General features: G+C 59.8%; 12 protein-coding genes. 7 read left to right on the top strand and 5 right to left on the bottom strand.

Annotated elements, in window-relative coordinates; genetic code table 11:
* Position 1: 1 nt before the first annotated feature.
* Both gmd and ACEN8E_RS08080 read right to left on the bottom strand, forming a co-directional pair.
* On the bottom strand, positions 2-973 hold the full coding sequence (gene gmd, locus ACEN8E_RS08075; RefSeq protein ID WP_495592138.1) for a GDP-mannose 4,6-dehydratase: 972 nt from the start codon (positions 971-973) through the stop codon (positions 2-4).
* Entirely contained in the window at positions 970-1884 is a 915-nt protein-coding gene (locus ACEN8E_RS08080) for a GDP-mannose 4,6-dehydratase (RefSeq protein WP_495593290.1), read from the bottom strand. The genes gmd and ACEN8E_RS08080 overlap by 4 nt, the downstream gene beginning before the upstream one ends.
* Positions 1885-2307: 423 nt before the next feature.
* Here ACEN8E_RS08080 and ACEN8E_RS08085 point away from each other — a divergent pair, with 423 nt between their 5' ends.
* From ACEN8E_RS08085 to ACEN8E_RS08105, 5 genes are read left to right on the top strand one after another with little or no spacing between them, the layout of a single operon-like run.
* Complete coding sequence (locus ACEN8E_RS08085) at positions 2308-3888, top strand: glycosyltransferase (RefSeq protein ID WP_495592139.1); 1581 nt, start codon at positions 2308-2310, stop codon at positions 3886-3888.
* Positions 3882-5186, top strand: coding sequence for a glycosyltransferase (locus tag ACEN8E_RS08090; RefSeq protein ID WP_495592140.1), 1305 nt, complete (start codon positions 3882-3884; stop codon positions 5184-5186). The genes ACEN8E_RS08085 and ACEN8E_RS08090 overlap by 7 nt, the downstream gene beginning before the upstream one ends.
* On the top strand, positions 5183-6049 hold the full coding sequence (locus ACEN8E_RS08095) for a class I SAM-dependent methyltransferase (RefSeq protein WP_495592141.1): 867 nt from the start codon (positions 5183-5185) through the stop codon (positions 6047-6049). Before ACEN8E_RS08090 ends, ACEN8E_RS08095 begins: the two co-directional genes overlap by 4 nt.
* Positions 6046-7203, top strand: a complete 1158-nt coding sequence (locus ACEN8E_RS08100; protein WP_495592142.1) for an acyltransferase family protein — start codon at positions 6046-6048, stop codon at positions 7201-7203. Before ACEN8E_RS08095 ends, ACEN8E_RS08100 begins: the two co-directional genes overlap by 4 nt.
* Entirely contained in the window at positions 7197-8030 is an 834-nt protein-coding gene (locus ACEN8E_RS08105; protein ID WP_495592143.1) for a class I SAM-dependent methyltransferase, read from the top strand. The genes ACEN8E_RS08100 and ACEN8E_RS08105 overlap by 7 nt, the downstream gene beginning before the upstream one ends.
* 114 nt (positions 8031-8144) lie before the next feature.
* On the opposite strand, the gene ACEN8E_RS08110 is transcribed toward ACEN8E_RS08105, so the two are convergent.
* The 3 genes from ACEN8E_RS08110 to ACEN8E_RS08120 form a co-directional block, all read right to left on the bottom strand.
* On the bottom strand, positions 8145-9725 hold the full coding sequence (locus ACEN8E_RS08110) for an aldehyde dehydrogenase (NADP(+)) (protein ID WP_495592144.1): 1581 nt from the start codon (positions 9723-9725) through the stop codon (positions 8145-8147).
* Between the two features lie 79 nt (positions 9726-9804).
* A complete protein-coding gene (locus ACEN8E_RS08115; RefSeq protein ID WP_495592145.1) occupies positions 9805-11352 on the bottom strand; it encodes a UxaA family hydrolase in 1548 nt (515 codons plus the stop codon).
* A 166-nt stretch (positions 11353-11518) separates the two neighbouring features.
* Positions 11519-12478: a LysR family transcriptional regulator gene (locus ACEN8E_RS08120; RefSeq protein WP_495592146.1), complete on the bottom strand. Its 960-nt coding sequence runs from the start codon at positions 12476-12478 to the stop codon at positions 11519-11521.
* Between the two features lie 119 nt (positions 12479-12597).
* On the opposite strand from ACEN8E_RS08120, the gene ACEN8E_RS08125 reads away from it, so the two are divergent.
* Together ACEN8E_RS08125 and ACEN8E_RS08130 are read left to right on the top strand one after the other, a co-directional pair.
* On the top strand, positions 12598-13794 hold the full coding sequence (locus ACEN8E_RS08125; RefSeq protein WP_495592147.1) for a fumarylacetoacetate hydrolase family protein: 1197 nt from the start codon (positions 12598-12600) through the stop codon (positions 13792-13794).
* Positions 13795-13863: 69 nt separating this feature from the next.
* Positions 13864-15210 (top strand): MFS transporter, encoded by a 1347-nt coding sequence (locus ACEN8E_RS08130; protein ID WP_495592148.1) that lies wholly within the window; start codon positions 13864-13866, stop codon positions 15208-15210.
* Positions 15211-15329: the final 119 nt, after the last annotated feature.

The raw sequence follows: 15329 nt of genomic DNA on the forward strand, positions 1-15329 counted from the left end.
CCTACTCCTTGGCAACGCGCTTCATGTCCGCATCCATCATCATGCGGATCAAGGCATCCAGGTCGGTTTTTGGCTTCCAGCCCAGCACACGCAGGGCCTTGGCCGGATTGCCGAGCAACACTTCCACTTCGGCCGGGCGCAAGAACGCCGGGTCGATCTTCACGTAATCACGGTAGTTCAGGCCCACATGATCGAAGGCGATCCGGCACATCTCGCGCACGGTGGTGGTCACGCCGGTGGCCACCACGAAGTCATCGGGTTTGTCCTGTTGCAGCATCAGCCACATGGCTTCGACGTAGTCCCCGGCAAAGCCCCAATCGCGCTTGGCGTCGATGTTGCCCAGGCGCAGCTCCTGCTGTTTGCCCTGCTTGATCCGGGCGGCGGCGTCGGTGACTTTGCGCGTCACGAACTCGATGCCGCGCAGCGGTGATTCATGGTTGAACAGAATCCCGCTGCTGGCGTGCAGGTTGAAGCTTTCGCGGTAGTTCACGGTGATCCAGTGGCCATACAACTTGGCCACGCCATAAGGGCTGCGCGGATAGAACGGTGTGTTCTCGTCCTGCTGCTCGGCCTGGATCAGACCGAACATTTCGCTGGTGGACGCCTGGTAGAAACGCGTGTGCGGACTGAACTGGCGGATCGCTTCGAGCAAGTGGGTAACGCCCAGGCCGTCGACGATGCCGGTGGTCACCGGCTGGTCCCAGGAGGCCGCGACAAAACTTTGCGCGGCGAGGTTGTAGACCTCGTCCGGCGCCGACTTGATCACCGCGCGCTGCACTGAACAGGCATCGGCCATGTCGCCGTCCAGGTAGACGATGTCCGCTTCGACCCCCATCTCGCGCAGACGCCAGCGCGAGTCGCTGCTGCGACGCGCGACCAGACCGTGGACTTTGTAACCCTTGTCGAGCAGCAGTTTGGCCAGATACGCGCCATCCTGGCCGGTGATACCTGTGATCAATGCACTTTTAGTCATTCTTGTCGTACTCGCTTCTCCCAGTCGGACAGGATCGTCCGCAGGGATTGTTGTGTTGTGATTTCAGGCTTCCATCCGGTGATCTGGCTCAGCCTGGCAGGGCTGCCACACACCCGACGCTGATCTGCGCGGCGAAGTCGTGCAGGATCCTGGACGAGTTGCAGGTCGATCCCGGCAAGTTCTGCCAGTTGCTCGATCAAACTGCGAATGCTCTGCTCGCGCCCCGAGCAAATGTTGTAGACCTGCCCAGGCGTACCTTTTTCCAGCAAGGCCAGGTAGGCCGAAACCACGTCACCGACATCGAGGAAATCACGCGTTACGTCGATGTCCCCGACTTCCAGTTGTGGCGCTTGCAGGCCTTGTCTGATCCGGCAGATCTGACGGGCGGCGCTGGCGATGACGAAGCTGTCTTTCTGCCCGCTGCCGATGTGGTTGAACGGGCGGGCGACCAGTACGGGCCAGCCTTCGCTCAGGCCCCATTGCAAACTCAGGAACTCTGCCGACAGTTTGCTGACGGCATAGGGGTTGCGTGGGCAGGGTGGCTGCAATTCAGTGATGGGCAGATCGGCTTCAGCGACCTGGCCATAGACATCACCGGAGCTGACGTACAGAAACGTGCCGCTGAATCCGCGCGCCTTGAGGGCTTGCAGCAGGTTCAGGGTGCCCAGCAGGTTGACATTCAGGGTGCCTGCCGGATCACGAAAGGCTTGCGGGACGAAAGTCTGGCCGGCCAGGTGAATCACCGCATCGGGCATTTGCGGCCACAGTCCTTCGAGACTGTCCGGTGCAGCGAGATCGTAGCGGCAAGGAACAGGCAGAAGTTCCCATTCCGAGGCATCGGCCTGCAAGCGCGTTTGGATGTGTTGTCCGACGAATCCAGTCAGACCCGTGACAAACAGACGTTTTTTCAACAGCGACCCCCAGGTCATGCATTTCATCCATTCCTACAGCTTTGATGGAAGGGTCTCACGAACCAACAGGGTCGCTCGCAAAGACAGATGAAATGTTTGTTGTAGTTGTTTGCCAGCCAATTTGTGCCATTTGTTCGGCAATTTCAACAAGTCCAATCGTGACTGACAAGTTCTCGTCAGCGTGGCCCGATTTATTCTCGCCAGGCGGTTCACGAACCCTCGATGGATGTGTTTAGAATGCCCCTCGTCATGATGATCCAGAGTTCGGCAGCGTCACTTCGAAACTGCGAGAAACTGACCACTAAAACAAGAACGAAGACGGGCCGCAAGACAATGGACGAGCGCCAGCGAACACTGACTCGAACCCTGTCCTCTCCGTCATAGCGTGAGGCTGCCGGGATGGTGGCGTCACCGTGGGATGCCATGAATTTTATTCTTTACTCCGACGTCAACGACAGCTCCATCAGCCAGAGTCTCGGCCGTCCCGAGTACAGTTACTACTTCGTACTCAAGGCGTATCGACCACTCTTTGAAAGCCTCGGGCAGGTGCATGTGGTGTCATCGGCCGCCGAGGTCGATCCGCTGTATCGGCAGTTGCTGCAGGCCGGTCAGGACTGCCTGTTCATTTCGTTCGCGCCACCGCACAAGACGCCCACCGACTTGCAATGCCCGATGGTGTGCGTGGTTGCCTGGGAGTTCGACACCATTCCCGCCGAGCACTGGGACAACGATCCGCGTCAGGACTGGAGCCAGACACTGGCACGTCTGGGGCGAGTGATCACCTTGTCCACCCACACCGCTGAAGCGATCCGCCGGACCCTGGGTGATGACTTCCCGGTGCTGGTGCTGCCGACGCCTTTGTGGGAACGCTTCGCCGACATTCGCCAACAATATCCCGGTACGCCGGTGAACTCGGGCGCCACGTTGCAGATCAAGGGTTGCATCCTGGACAGTCGTTCGATGGGGTTGTCCGCCGATGGTTTGATCGCACCGATCATCGAGCAACCGCCGCTGGAAATCGTCGAGCCCGAGCCGGAGCCGGAGCCTGAACCTCCGGTGCCCCCATTGACCCTGCGTCGACGCCTCTTCATAACCAGACATTACCTGCTGTTGTGGTATCGCGAAGCCGTTCGCGATCTGGTGCCGGATGCGGTTCGCCCATGGCTGGCCAGATTTCGGACGTCTCAAGCGTTGCCGGTTGCACACGCGGTCAGCGAAGCGCCAGTGGCGGATGAACCTGTCATCAGCGAAGCCCCCGTGCAGGACGAACATCCGCAGGCGGCTTTCCCCGACACCAGCCAAACGGTGGAAATCGAGGTCGATGGCGTCATCTACGTGAGCGTGTTCAACCCCGATGACGGGCGCAAGAACTGGCATCACCTGATCACGGCGTTCTGCTGGGCGTTGCGTGATGTGGAAGATGCCACGCTCGTGCTGAAGATGACCCAGAACGACCTGTCGACCTATTACGTCGAGCTCCTCACCTTGCTGTCCCAACTCTCGCCCTTCGCCTGTCGCGTGGTGGTCATGCACGGTTATCTACAGGACGAGCAGTTCGCCCGGCTCTATGGCGCGGCGAGTTACTACGTCAACGCTTCACGTTGCGAAGGCCTGTGCCTGCCGCTGATGGAGTTCATGTCCTGCGCCCGTCCTGTCATCGCCCCGACCCACACGGCAATGGGCGACTACATCGACGAGCGCGTGGCCTTTGTCGTCAAGTCCAGCCAGGAGCCGACGATCTGGCCGGAAGATGCGCGCATCCTGTACCGGACCTTGCGCCACCGTCCGGACTGGGGTTCGTTGAAAATGGCTTATGAGCACAGCTATGCCATGGCAAAGAACCAGCCGGACGCCTGGCAGGCCATGGCGGACGCAGCCAGCGAACGCATGCACCAGTACTGCAGCTTCGCCCCGGTGCAACAGCGGCTGGCGCTGTTCTTCAAACAGGAACCTGCCCGTGACGTCGTGCCGGTGGTTGCCGAAACGGGGGCTGCATCGTGCTGATCATCATTCATTCGGAAACCAACAAGAGCAACATCCAGCAGAATCTGGGGCGGCCCGAGTACAGCTATTACTTTGTCCTCAAGGAGTTTCGCCCGGTGCTTGAACGACTGGGGCAGGTGATCGAGATCAGCAACCCGGACGATCTGGTCGACCGGCTGTATTTCGATTGCCTGAGCCGGGGCGAGGACTGCGTGTTCCTGTCCTTCTCTCCGCCGCATCGTACACCGGTCCACTATGCGTGCCCGACGATTCCGGTGTTCGCCTGGGAGTTCAGCACCATTCCCACCGAGAGTTGGCAGGGCGACCCACGGCATGACTGGCGGATGGTGTTGGGTACCTGCGGGACGGCGATCACCCATTCCAGTTTTACCGTGAATGCCGTGCGCGATGTGATGGGCCCCGATTACCCGATCAGCGCTATCGCGGCGCCCGTCTGGGACCGTTTTGCCGCCCGTGGCGAGCTTCTGGACAAGCGTCCGGTCGTGGGCCCCACGCGCTTGAACCTGCGCGGGTTGTTGATCGACAGTCGCACCACGGACTTGCGCCCCTACGGCCCCGAACGCTTGCGCGAGGGCACGCCGATCGCCTTCGACCAAGCGCCGCGCGACTGTGAGCTGCTGCTCGAGGGCGTGGTCTACACCTCGGTGTTCAATCCCTACGATGGGCGCAAGAACTGGAAGGACATGATCAGTGCATTCTGCACCGCCTTGCGCGACACGCCCGACGCGACCCTGGTGCTCAAGCTCACGCACCATGACATCGCCAATGCGCTGAACGACATGCTGCACCACGTCTACAAGAATCAGTCCTATCAGTGCCGCATCGTACTGATCCATGGCTATCTGTCCGACATCGACTACGAGCGCCTGGTCGAGGCCACCAGTTACGTCGTCAATTGCTCCTACGGCGAGGGGCAGTGCCTGCCGTTGATGGAGTTCATGTCCTGCGGCAAACCGGCAATTGCGCCGTTGAACACCGCCATGGCCGACTACATCGACCGTGACAACGCGTTTATCGTCGAAGACACCGACGAACTGACATCCTGGCCCCACGATCCTCGTGCAGCGTATCGCACCCTGCGTTACATCACGGATTGGGACTCGCTGTGTACGGCATTTTCCGCCAGCCATGACGTCGCCAGACACGACGTCGAGCGCTATCAACGGATGTCGGCCCATGCCGTGCGCAGCCTGCAGGGATTCTGCAGCCAGGCCGTTGCCGAACAACGCCTGAACGTGGTGTTCGAGCAGTTGCTGGAACGGCGTGAAGCAAACTCCGCACAAGCGTCGGACGCATGATCAGGCGCCTGCTTGCGAAGTTGTGGCCCGCACCGGTAGAGATCGTCCCGCCGCAAGCGCAAGTCTCGCCCAGGGATATCGGTTTGTACGACGCCCTGCTCGACGGCTGGTTTCTCGGCGACAGCGGCGAATTGCTCAAGGGGTTTGCCATCACCGCCGACGACACCTTGCTGGATGTCGGTTGCGGTGAAGGCGTGGCGACGTTGTTCGCGATCCGCCAGGGCGCTTCGGTGATCTTCACCGACAGTGAGTACGACAAGGTCCGCGAACTTGCCCGGCAAGTGGCCGCACAATCGGACAAACCGAACCTGGGGCTGGTCAGCAACAGTTTGCCGCTGCCATTGGCCGAGGGCTGCGCCAGTAAAGTCGTGTGCATGGAAGTGCTCGAGCACATCGATCAGCCAGAACCCTTCATGGCCGAACTGGTGCGCATGGGCCGCCCCGGTGCGCTGTACCTGCTGAGCGTGCCATCGCCGGTGGGCGAGCATTTGCAGAAAGGCATTGCCCCGGCCAGCTACTTTCAATCGCCCAATCACGTGCAGATTTTCAGCCCCGAGCGATTCACCGCACTGGTGGAGGATGCGGGCCTGGTCATCGAGCATCGCCAGGCATCCGGGTTTTTCTGGGTCATGGGCATGATTTTCTTCTGGGCCAGTGAGCGAGCCGCCGGCCGGGATTTGGGGGGGGCCGTGCGCGACCGGATTCAGGCGCCGTACCCGCCGCTGATGGAGAGCTGGGCGAGAACCTGGCAGGACTTGCTGGCCCAGCCCGACGGATTGGCGATCAAGCGGATGCTGGATCAGTTCATGCCCAAGAGCCAGGTGATCATTGCCCGCAAACCTCATGTCCAGGAGGGTGAATGAGTAACGAAAAACGGATCATGGACATCGAGTTGCTGCGCGGCATTGCGGTGCTGGGCGTGCTGTTTCATCACCTGCAGGACAGCCTGTTCGCGGCGGCTGTGCCATTGCTGCAGAGCATCACGCTGTACAACCAGCCGTGGTGGGGCGTGGATCTGTTTTTCGCGATCTCGGGTTTCGTCATTGCCCGCAGCCTGATCCCGGCCCTGCGCCGCTGCACAACGGGTCGGGAGTATTGGCAACAGACGCGCAATTTCTGGTTGCGCCGGGCCTTTCGTTTGCTGCCGTCGGCCTGGTTATGGCTGGCGCTGATGTTGCTGGCCTGTGTTTTTCTCAACCGCTCCGGCGCGTTCGGCACGCTGCACGCGAACATTCAGGCGACCCTGGCCGGCGTCGCGCAATACGCCAATTTCCGCTTTGCCGACAGCTTCTATCACTACGAGTACGGCACCAGTTTCGTGTACTGGAGCCTGTCGCTTGAAGAGCAGTTCTACCTTCTGTTTCCGCTGTTGATCGTGATGTTGCGCAAACACCTGGTGTGGGCATTGCTGGCGCTGGTCGCGGTGCAGTTGTTCACCTTGCGCACGCCGATCCTGATGGTAGTGCGCACCGACGCGCTGGCCCTTGGCGTGCTGTTGGCGATGTGGAGCGTGCAGCCTTCGTACCGGCGCTGGGAACCGACTTTCCTGGGCCGCCCGTGGGCCGGCCTGTCGGCACTGGTCGGGGTTTCACTGGTGCTCGGTTTCATGGCGACAGACCGTTTCACCTTTACCCATTACCGGATCGGCGTGATTGCGCTGTTGTGCGCGCTGCTGGTGTGGATCGCGTCCTATAATCGCGATTACCTGATGCCCAAAGGTGCGTTGAAGAATGTGATGACCTGGATCGGGAGCCGCTCCTACGGTATCTACCTGATCCACATTCCGGCCTATCTGTTGGTCCGCGAATTCACCTTTCGGTTGCAGGAAGCCAACCTGCCGAACCCGGCGGGTCATCCGCTGCCGACGTTGCTCATCGCGTTCGGACTGATCGCCCTGTTGAGCGAGCTCAACTACCGCTTCATCGAAATGCCCATGCGTCAGCGCGGTGCCTCGCTGGTACAACGCCTGAGCCCGTCCCGTATCGCCGTCCCATCCTCTGGAGCCACCTCATGCTGAGCCTATTGAAGAAACTCACGGCGGGCACCCCCGCGCCTGTGCAGCCAGAGGCACCGCCTGCGCCACCCGTGGCGGAGAAAGTCGACCCCTATATGCTCGGCCTGCACGACGCGATGCTCAGCGGCTGGTTCAATCAGCAAACCGGCGAACTGTTCACAGGATTCCCCGTGACCCCCGAGGACACGCTTCTGGATGTGGGCTGTGGTGACGGCGGCAACGTGCATTTCTGCGGAATGCGTGGGGCGAAGATCATCATTGCCGATATCGACGCGGCCAAGGTCGAAGCGACCCGCCAGCGCCTGAGCGATACACCGGCCCGCGACGTCGAATGCCATGTCACCGACTGCAACCCGCTGCCGATTGCCGATGCAACCGCCACGCGAGTGGTGTCGACCGAGGTCATTGAGCACGTGGACGATCCGGCCCAGTTCCTCGCAGAACTGGTGCGCGTCGGCAAACCGGGCGCGTTGTATCTGCTGAGCGTCCCGCATCCCAGCTCCGAAGACCTGCAGAAAGATATCGCGGCGGCCGAGTATTTTCAGAAGCCCAACCACATTCGCATCATCAGCGAAGAGCAGTTCAAGGCCATGGTCAGCGATGCCGGCCTGGAAGTGATCAGCCACAGCCAGTACGGATTCTACTGGTCGATGTGGATGCTGTTGTTCTGGGAAGCCAAGGTCGATTTCAGCAACCCGGACCATCCGTTGCTCAACCACTGGGCGGATACCTGGCAGGCGATTCTGGCCTCGCCACGGGGTACGCAGATCAAGCAGGCGCTGGATGCCGTGGTGGCGAAAAGTCAGGTGATCATTGCGCGTAAACCCTGATCACCCTGCTGTGGGAGCGACGGTCTTTCAAACCCGATCGGCAATAGCGATGTGCGAGTGCACCTGTGAGACGAGGAGCCAGTGACTGGCTCCTCGTTGGTGAAACGGCAGGTTTTATAGACTGTCGCGGATGGCGTGGCCATTCACCAGGCGGGAGATACCAAGGGGGTTGGCATCTTTCAACGCATCGGGCAGCAAAGTGTCCGGAAAATTCTGGAAGCACACCGGACGCAGGAAGCGGTCGATGGCCAAGGTGCCCACCGAGGTGCCACGCGCATCGGACGTCGCCGGATACGGCCCGCCATGGACCATCGAATCACAGACTTCCACCCCGGTCGGATAACCGTTGAGCAATATCCGCCCGACTTTCTGTTCCAGCAACACCGTCAGCTCGCCGAACTGTTCAAAGTCTGCCGGCTCACCAATGATCGTTGCCGTCAGTTGACCGTGCAAACCGTTCAGCGCGGCACTGAGCTGCGCTTGATCGGCCACTTCGACGAACACCGTGGTCGGGCCGAAGACTTCTTCCTGCAAGACCTCATCGCCATTGATCAACAGGCTGACATCGGCCTTGAACAGCTGCGGTTGCGCTTGATTGCCCTGTTGCGGGCTACCGGCCAAATGCTCGATCTGCGAATGTGCGAGGAGTTTTTGCAGGCCTTTGCCATAGCTGTTCAACGTGCCGGCATTGAGCATGGTTTGCGCCGGTTGATCACTGATCAACGCCGCTACCTGTTGCATGAAGGCACTGAATTGCGGCGAGCGAATGCCGATCACCAGACCCGGATTGGTACAGAACTGACCACAGCCCTGGACCACTGACGCCGTCAGGTCACGGGCGATGGTTTCTGCCCGAACCTGGAGTGCCTGAGACAAGACAATCACCGGATTGATGCTCGACATCTCGGCGAACACTGGAATCGGTTGTGGGCGCGCAGCCGCCATGTCGCACAACGCTCGCCCGCCCTTGAGCGAACCGGTAAAGCCTACTGCCTGAATCGCCGGATGCTTGACCAACGCTTCACCGACCCCGCCGCCGTAGATCATGTTGAACACACCGGCCGGCATTGCGGTTTTTTCCGCGGCGCGGATGATCGCATCGGCGACCAGTTCTGCAGTCGCCATGTGGCCGCTGTGAGCCTTGAACACGACCGGGCAACCAGCGGCCAATGCAGAAGCGGTGTCGCCGCCGGCAGTGGAAAACGCCAAGGGAAAGTTGCTCGCGCCAAATACGGCGACCGGACCGAGGCCGATGCGGTATTGACGCAGGTCGGGACGCGGCAAAGGCGTGCGGTCCGGCAACGCCCGATCGATCCGCGCGCCGTAGAAATCACCACGACGCAGAACCTTCGCGAACAAACGCATCTGACCGCTGGTGCGGCCTCGCTCGCCTTGAATGCGGCCGGCGGGCAGTGCGGTTTCACGGCAGACCAGGGCAACGAAGTCATCGCCGAGGGCGTCGAGTTCATCGGCAATGGCCTCCAGAAACTGCGCCCGTCGTTCGGCGCTCAGGTTGCGATAGGTCGGGTAAGCGACGGCGGCAGCCTTGGCAGCGGTATCGACTTCTTCGAGGGTGGCCTGATGGAAACTGTAAGGCAGGTTATCGCCAGTGCTGGCATCAACGCTGTTGACGATGATTTTGCCGGCAGCGCTGCGCTGACCGCCAATATAGTTGTGGCCGATAATCGTGGACATTTCTGGCTCCGGAAAAAGATGTTCGAATCCCCTTTGCGGGGATCCAGGGCAGTAGGGAAGGAGAGCAGGGACTGTCGATTCAGGTGACAGCGCCGATCTGCCACGGGACGAATTCGTTCTGACCATAACCGTGCTGCTCGCTCATGCTGCGTTCGCCCGAAGCGATGCGCAGCATGAGGTCGAAGATGGCAGCACCGCATTCCTCGATGGTCATGGTGTCTTCGGTGATCTCGCCGCAATTGATGTCCATGTCTTCGCGCTGGCGGTTCCACAAGGCGGTATTGGTTGCCAGTTTGATCGACGGGGAGGGGGCACAACCGTACGCTGAGCCACGCCCTGTGGTGAAGGCGATCAAATTGGCGCCACCGGCCACCTGGCCTGTGGCCGATACCGGGTCGTAGCCTGGAGTGTCCATGAACACCAGGCCTTTTGCCTTGACCCCCTGGGCATACTCATAAACATCGACCAGATTGCTGGAGCCTGCTTTAGCGACAGCGCCCAGTGACTTCTCCAGGATGGTGGTCAACCCACCGACCTTGTTGCCGGCCGAAGGGTTGTTGTTCAGCTCAGCACCCATGCGTTCGCAATAGGCTTCCCACCAATGGATCCGTGCGATGAGTTTTTCTCCCACTGCGCGGTTGATTGCCCGGCGGGTCAGCAGGTGTTCGGCCCCATAGATTTCCGGGGTTTCGGAAAGGATCGCGGTACCGCCACAAGCGACCAGACGGTCCACTGCATTACCCAGCGCAGGGTTGGCGGTAATGCCGGAGTAACCGTCCGAGCCACCACATTGCAGACCAATGACCAGGTGCCTGGCGCTCACGGGTTCGCGCTTGACCTGATTGGCCTCCCCAAGTAACGCCTTGACCTGGGCGATGCCGCTGGCGACCGCTTTGGAGGTGCCGCCGCTGTCCTGAATACTGAAAGTGTGCAGCGTATGGCTCCGGCTCAGCCCCTGGGTGCTGAGCAGTCCTTCGATCTGGTTGGTTTCGCAGCCCAGCCCGATCATCAGCACGGCGGCGAAGTTGGCGTGGGTGGCGTAGCCGGCCAGTGTTCGACGCAGCAGGGCCAGGCCTTCGCCGGCAGGATCCACGGCGCATCCCGCAGAGTGGGTGAGGGCGACCACGCCATCAACGTTGGGATACGCCGCCAAAGCGCCAGGGTTGATGTCCCGTCGGAAGTGGTCGGCAATGGCGCGGGCGACAGTGGCCGAGCAGTTCACGGAGGTCAGGATGCCGATGTAGTTACGCGTCGCCACACGACCATCCGGGCGCACGATGCCCATGAACATTGGCTCGCCGTTCAGGGGCCTGTCGGGCTTTACATCAAGGCTGAAGCCATAGTCGCGGGCGAAGTCGCCCATGCTCAGGTTGTGTACATGCACGTGATCCCCGGCATCGATAACCCCGGTCGCAAAACCGATGATCTGCCCATAACGATGCAAGGGCTGGCCGGCTTCGATACGGCGTGCGGCGACCTTGTGGCCGGCGGGTATCGGCTGGCGCACGGTCACGCCTTCCTGCTCGAGCACTTCACCGGTTACCAATGGCCGGCGGGCGATCAATACATCGTCCAGAGGATTGAGGCGCAGGACGGCGCTTGCGCCGGTTTTCATGATCAATTGCATCGCAAACTCACTGGCTATGAAGCGTGGGGAGGTCGCTGGCGAACGGGCCGCGCCTTGCCTTTGTCGCTGCACTATAAGAGCCGCCGCGGGTCGCTGCCTAATGAGACCTTTGGATTGATCGATAACCTTTTCTCATTGATCTGGGTTTTTTTGAGCGAAACATTGCTCAACGATCGCCCGCTTCCCGTCGCAGCCTGGCAAATTCCAGCAAGGTATCGGCGAATTCCCGGGCAGCTTCGCTCAGCGGTTCGTCTTTTCGCGTGATGATGCCGTAGTCCTGGGGTTCGACCTTGAACGGCGTGTTGAGCACTTTGAGCAAACCACTCTGGACCTGCGACTGGACCATGGACTCAGGCAGGAAGGCGAGCATCGGACCGGACTGCAGCAATTGCAGGAAGGTGGGCATCGAGATGGTTTCGACCGTGTTGGTGGGCGTGCGCATGTTGAATTCGGTGAAGGCACTTTCCATCCGGCGACGTATGGGGGCATTGAAGGGATACATGACCCAGGGCCAATCGCTGAGCTGCTCGATCGCCACTTCATCGAACTGCGCCAGAGGATGGCGACTGTTGACCACCAGACAGAAGGGTTCAGGCCCGAGTGCACGAAAGTCGAACGGTTGCTGATAACGATCATCCGTGAAGCGGGCAATGATCAGGTCGAGCTTTTTATGCTCGAGCATCTCCAGCAGTTGATTGCTGGTTTGCTCGATCACTTCAATGGACAGCATGGGGCGGTCCAGTTTGATCCGGGTGATGGCTTCGGGCAGCACGACCGAGGTCGCGGCGAAAATCGCGCCGACCTTCAAATGGCCATGCCCGCCTTTGCGCAGTTTGTTGAGCTGATCGACGAAAGACTGTGTGTCGTCCAGGGTCATCCGCGCATAGCGGACCACGAACTCACCCAGTTCGGTCAGGACCATGCTGCGGGTTTGCCGTTCGAACAGCGCAAAGCCGAGCAACAGCTCGATGTCACGCAACATCTTGCTGATGGCGGGCTGGGTCAGGTTCATCAGTTCGGCGGTGGTGTGCATGTTGCGGGTCCTGGCCAGGGTATCGACCAGCATCAAGTGCTTGATCTTCAGCCATTTGCTGACGCTGGCGTATGAAATCTCATCGTTTTCCATAGGACGCTCAATCTGTTCGATAACAAAAACATATCAAACACTGAAAATATGTCATTGGGATTTATCAATCAAGTCCACTAGTTTTGCCCTGTCGTCATCGAATTGACCTGGACTTGCATATGCCCCAACTGAATCTGACCTGTAAAAACACCCTGCCGATGGATGGAACGCAAGGCACCCTGATCGGTCGTGCCTGGGTTCCGGGGGAGACCGCAGGCCCCTCGCCAGTGGTGCTGCGCGCCGACGGTGTGTTTGATTTGTCCGAGGCCTTCCCGACATTGAGCGACCTGCTGGAGAGCACCTCACCGCTCGAGGCCGTTCGCAGCACTCGCGGCCATTACATCGCAAGCCTTGATGATTTGCTGGCCAATACGGGACCAGGGTGTGATCCTGCCAAGGCTTTTCTGTTGCCACCGGCTGACTTGCAGGTGATCAAGGCCGCTGGTGTGACATTCGCCGCCAGCATGATCGAACGCGTGATCGAAGAGCAGGCGGGTGGCGATGCCGCCAAGGCCGAGAGCGTACGCGGACTCGTCAAGGCGGCCATAGGCGATAACCTTCGCTCGATCAAACCAGGCTCGAGCGAAGCGGCCCGACTGAAGGGCGTGCTGATTGAGCAGGGACTGTGGTCACAGTACCTGGAAGTCGGCATCGGTCCTGATGCCGAGATATTCACCAAGGCTCCGGTCCTCGCGTCCGTTGGTAGCGGCAACGAGGTAGGCATTCATCCCAAGTCGAAATGGAACAACCCCGAGCCGGAAATCGTCCTGGCGGTGAACAGCCGTGGTCAGGTTCACGGCGTAACCTTGGGCAACGACGTCAACCTGCGAGACTTCGAAGGCCGTAGCGCATTACTGCTGAGCAAAGCCAAGGACAACAATGCGTCATGCGCCCTTGGTCCGTTCATTCGTCTGTTCGACGAAGGTTTTTCTCTGGATGATGTGCGCCGCTGCGTGGTCGACCTGGTTGTAGAAGGCGATGACGGTTTTGTCATGCGCGGCAGCAGCTCGATGGAACAGATCAGCCGCGACCCGCTGGAACTGGTGGCCCAGACAGTGGGCAGCGATCACCAGTATCCGGATGGCTTCATGCTGTTTCTCGGCACTTTGTTTGCCCCGACGCAAGATCGTGAGGAGCAGGGCAGTGGCTTCACCCACAAGCCGGGCGATAGCGTCAGTATCAGCAGCCCGTTATTGGGCACGCTTCACAATCGTGTCACCTACAGCAATGAAGCCACACCCTGGACGTTTGGCCTGCGTGCATTGATAGGCAACCTGATCGCTCGCGGTCTGGTGGCGGGTAAATCTATCCACTGATTTACCTGCCTGAAATATCTGGCAGATAAACCGCAGTGGTCGCTGGACATCTAATAATAAGGCACACAAATGATGACCCAAAATACAAGATCGGAGCACACAGCCGCTATCGAGAGCGCGCTGGCCAAGTGTCGATGGAAGCTGTTGCCGTTCCTCGCGTTGATGTTCGCCCTGGCGATGATCGATCGCTCCAACGTCGGCTTCGCCAAGGCGGCACTGCAAACCGACATCGGCTTGAGTAACGCTGCCTTCGCCCTGGGCGCGGGTATTTTCTTTATCGGTTATGCGATTTTCGAAGTCCCCAGCAACCTGTTGTTGCACCGACTCGGCGCAAGAGTCTGGCTCAGCCGGATCATGATCACGTGGGGGCTGGTGTCCGCCGCCATGATGTTCACGCGCGACGAAACGACGTTTTACCTGCTACGTTTTCTGCTCGGCGTAGCCGAAGCGGGTTTTTCGCCAGGTGTGATCCTCTATCTGACCTACTGGTTTCCGGCCCAGCGTCGCGGTCAGGCGATCGGGATCTACTATTTCGGCTTGCCGCTGGCCTTGATGGTAGGCAGTCCGCTGTCTGGCTGGTTGCTGGAGATGCATGGCATCTTCAACCTGACCAACTGGCAGTGGATGTTTCTGGTCGAAGGGTTGGCGGCTGTTGTCGTCGGGATCATTGCGCTGTTCTACCTCAAGAGTAAGCCGCAGGATGCCAACTGGCTTACAGCAGAGGAGAAGGCCGCGCTGAGTCAGGAACTCAAGGCTGAAGACAAGCTCAAGCTGGCCCATGGGCCGAACAGCCTGCTGGACCTGGTCCGCAACAAGCGAGTGCTGAAGTTCATCCTGATCTATTTCAGCGTTCAGGTCAGTGTGTACGGCGTGATCTTTTATCTGCCAACCCGAATTGCAGAGCTGCTGGGGACCAAGGTCGGCCTCGAAGTGGGCATGTTCATTTCATTGCCGTGGCTGTGCGCCGCTGTCGCCATGTTTTTTGTGACGCGCTATGCCGACCGTCGTGGTACGCACCTGAAGATGGCAATGTGCATGTTGACCATGGCGGCCCTGGGTATTGCTGCCTCGGCTTTGCTCAACAGCTTCGCGCCGGTATTGCTGGCATTCTGTTTCGCCGCGGCTGGTTTTGTGACCGTTCAACCGCTGTTCTGGACGCTGCCGACCAGTTACCTCGGTGGCGTCGCCGCCGCAGGCGGAATTGCGCTGATTGGTTCCATGGGAAACATTGGTGGCTTTGTCGCACCCATGCTCAAAGCCAATATGGAAGTATGGTTCATCGATCCCCGAGCAGGGATGTTGTCCCTGTCCGCCGCCGGGCTGGTGGGCGTCTATCTGCTATGGACGTTGCGTGCTCCTGAAGCGCTGCTGCGGGTGAGTCCGGAACAGGCAGAGAGGGCTGCAAGTAATGGCTAGGCGCCTTTAGGCGCTGGAAAAACACTCAGGAAAAACTGACAAAAAAAGCCGAAGCCTGTAAGGGGCTTCGGCTTTTTTGTGCCCGATTACTTTCTTTCTTTTGAACGCCTACGGGTTTG

This window comes from Pseudomonas sp. Pseusp9 (genome assembly GCF_059491265.1).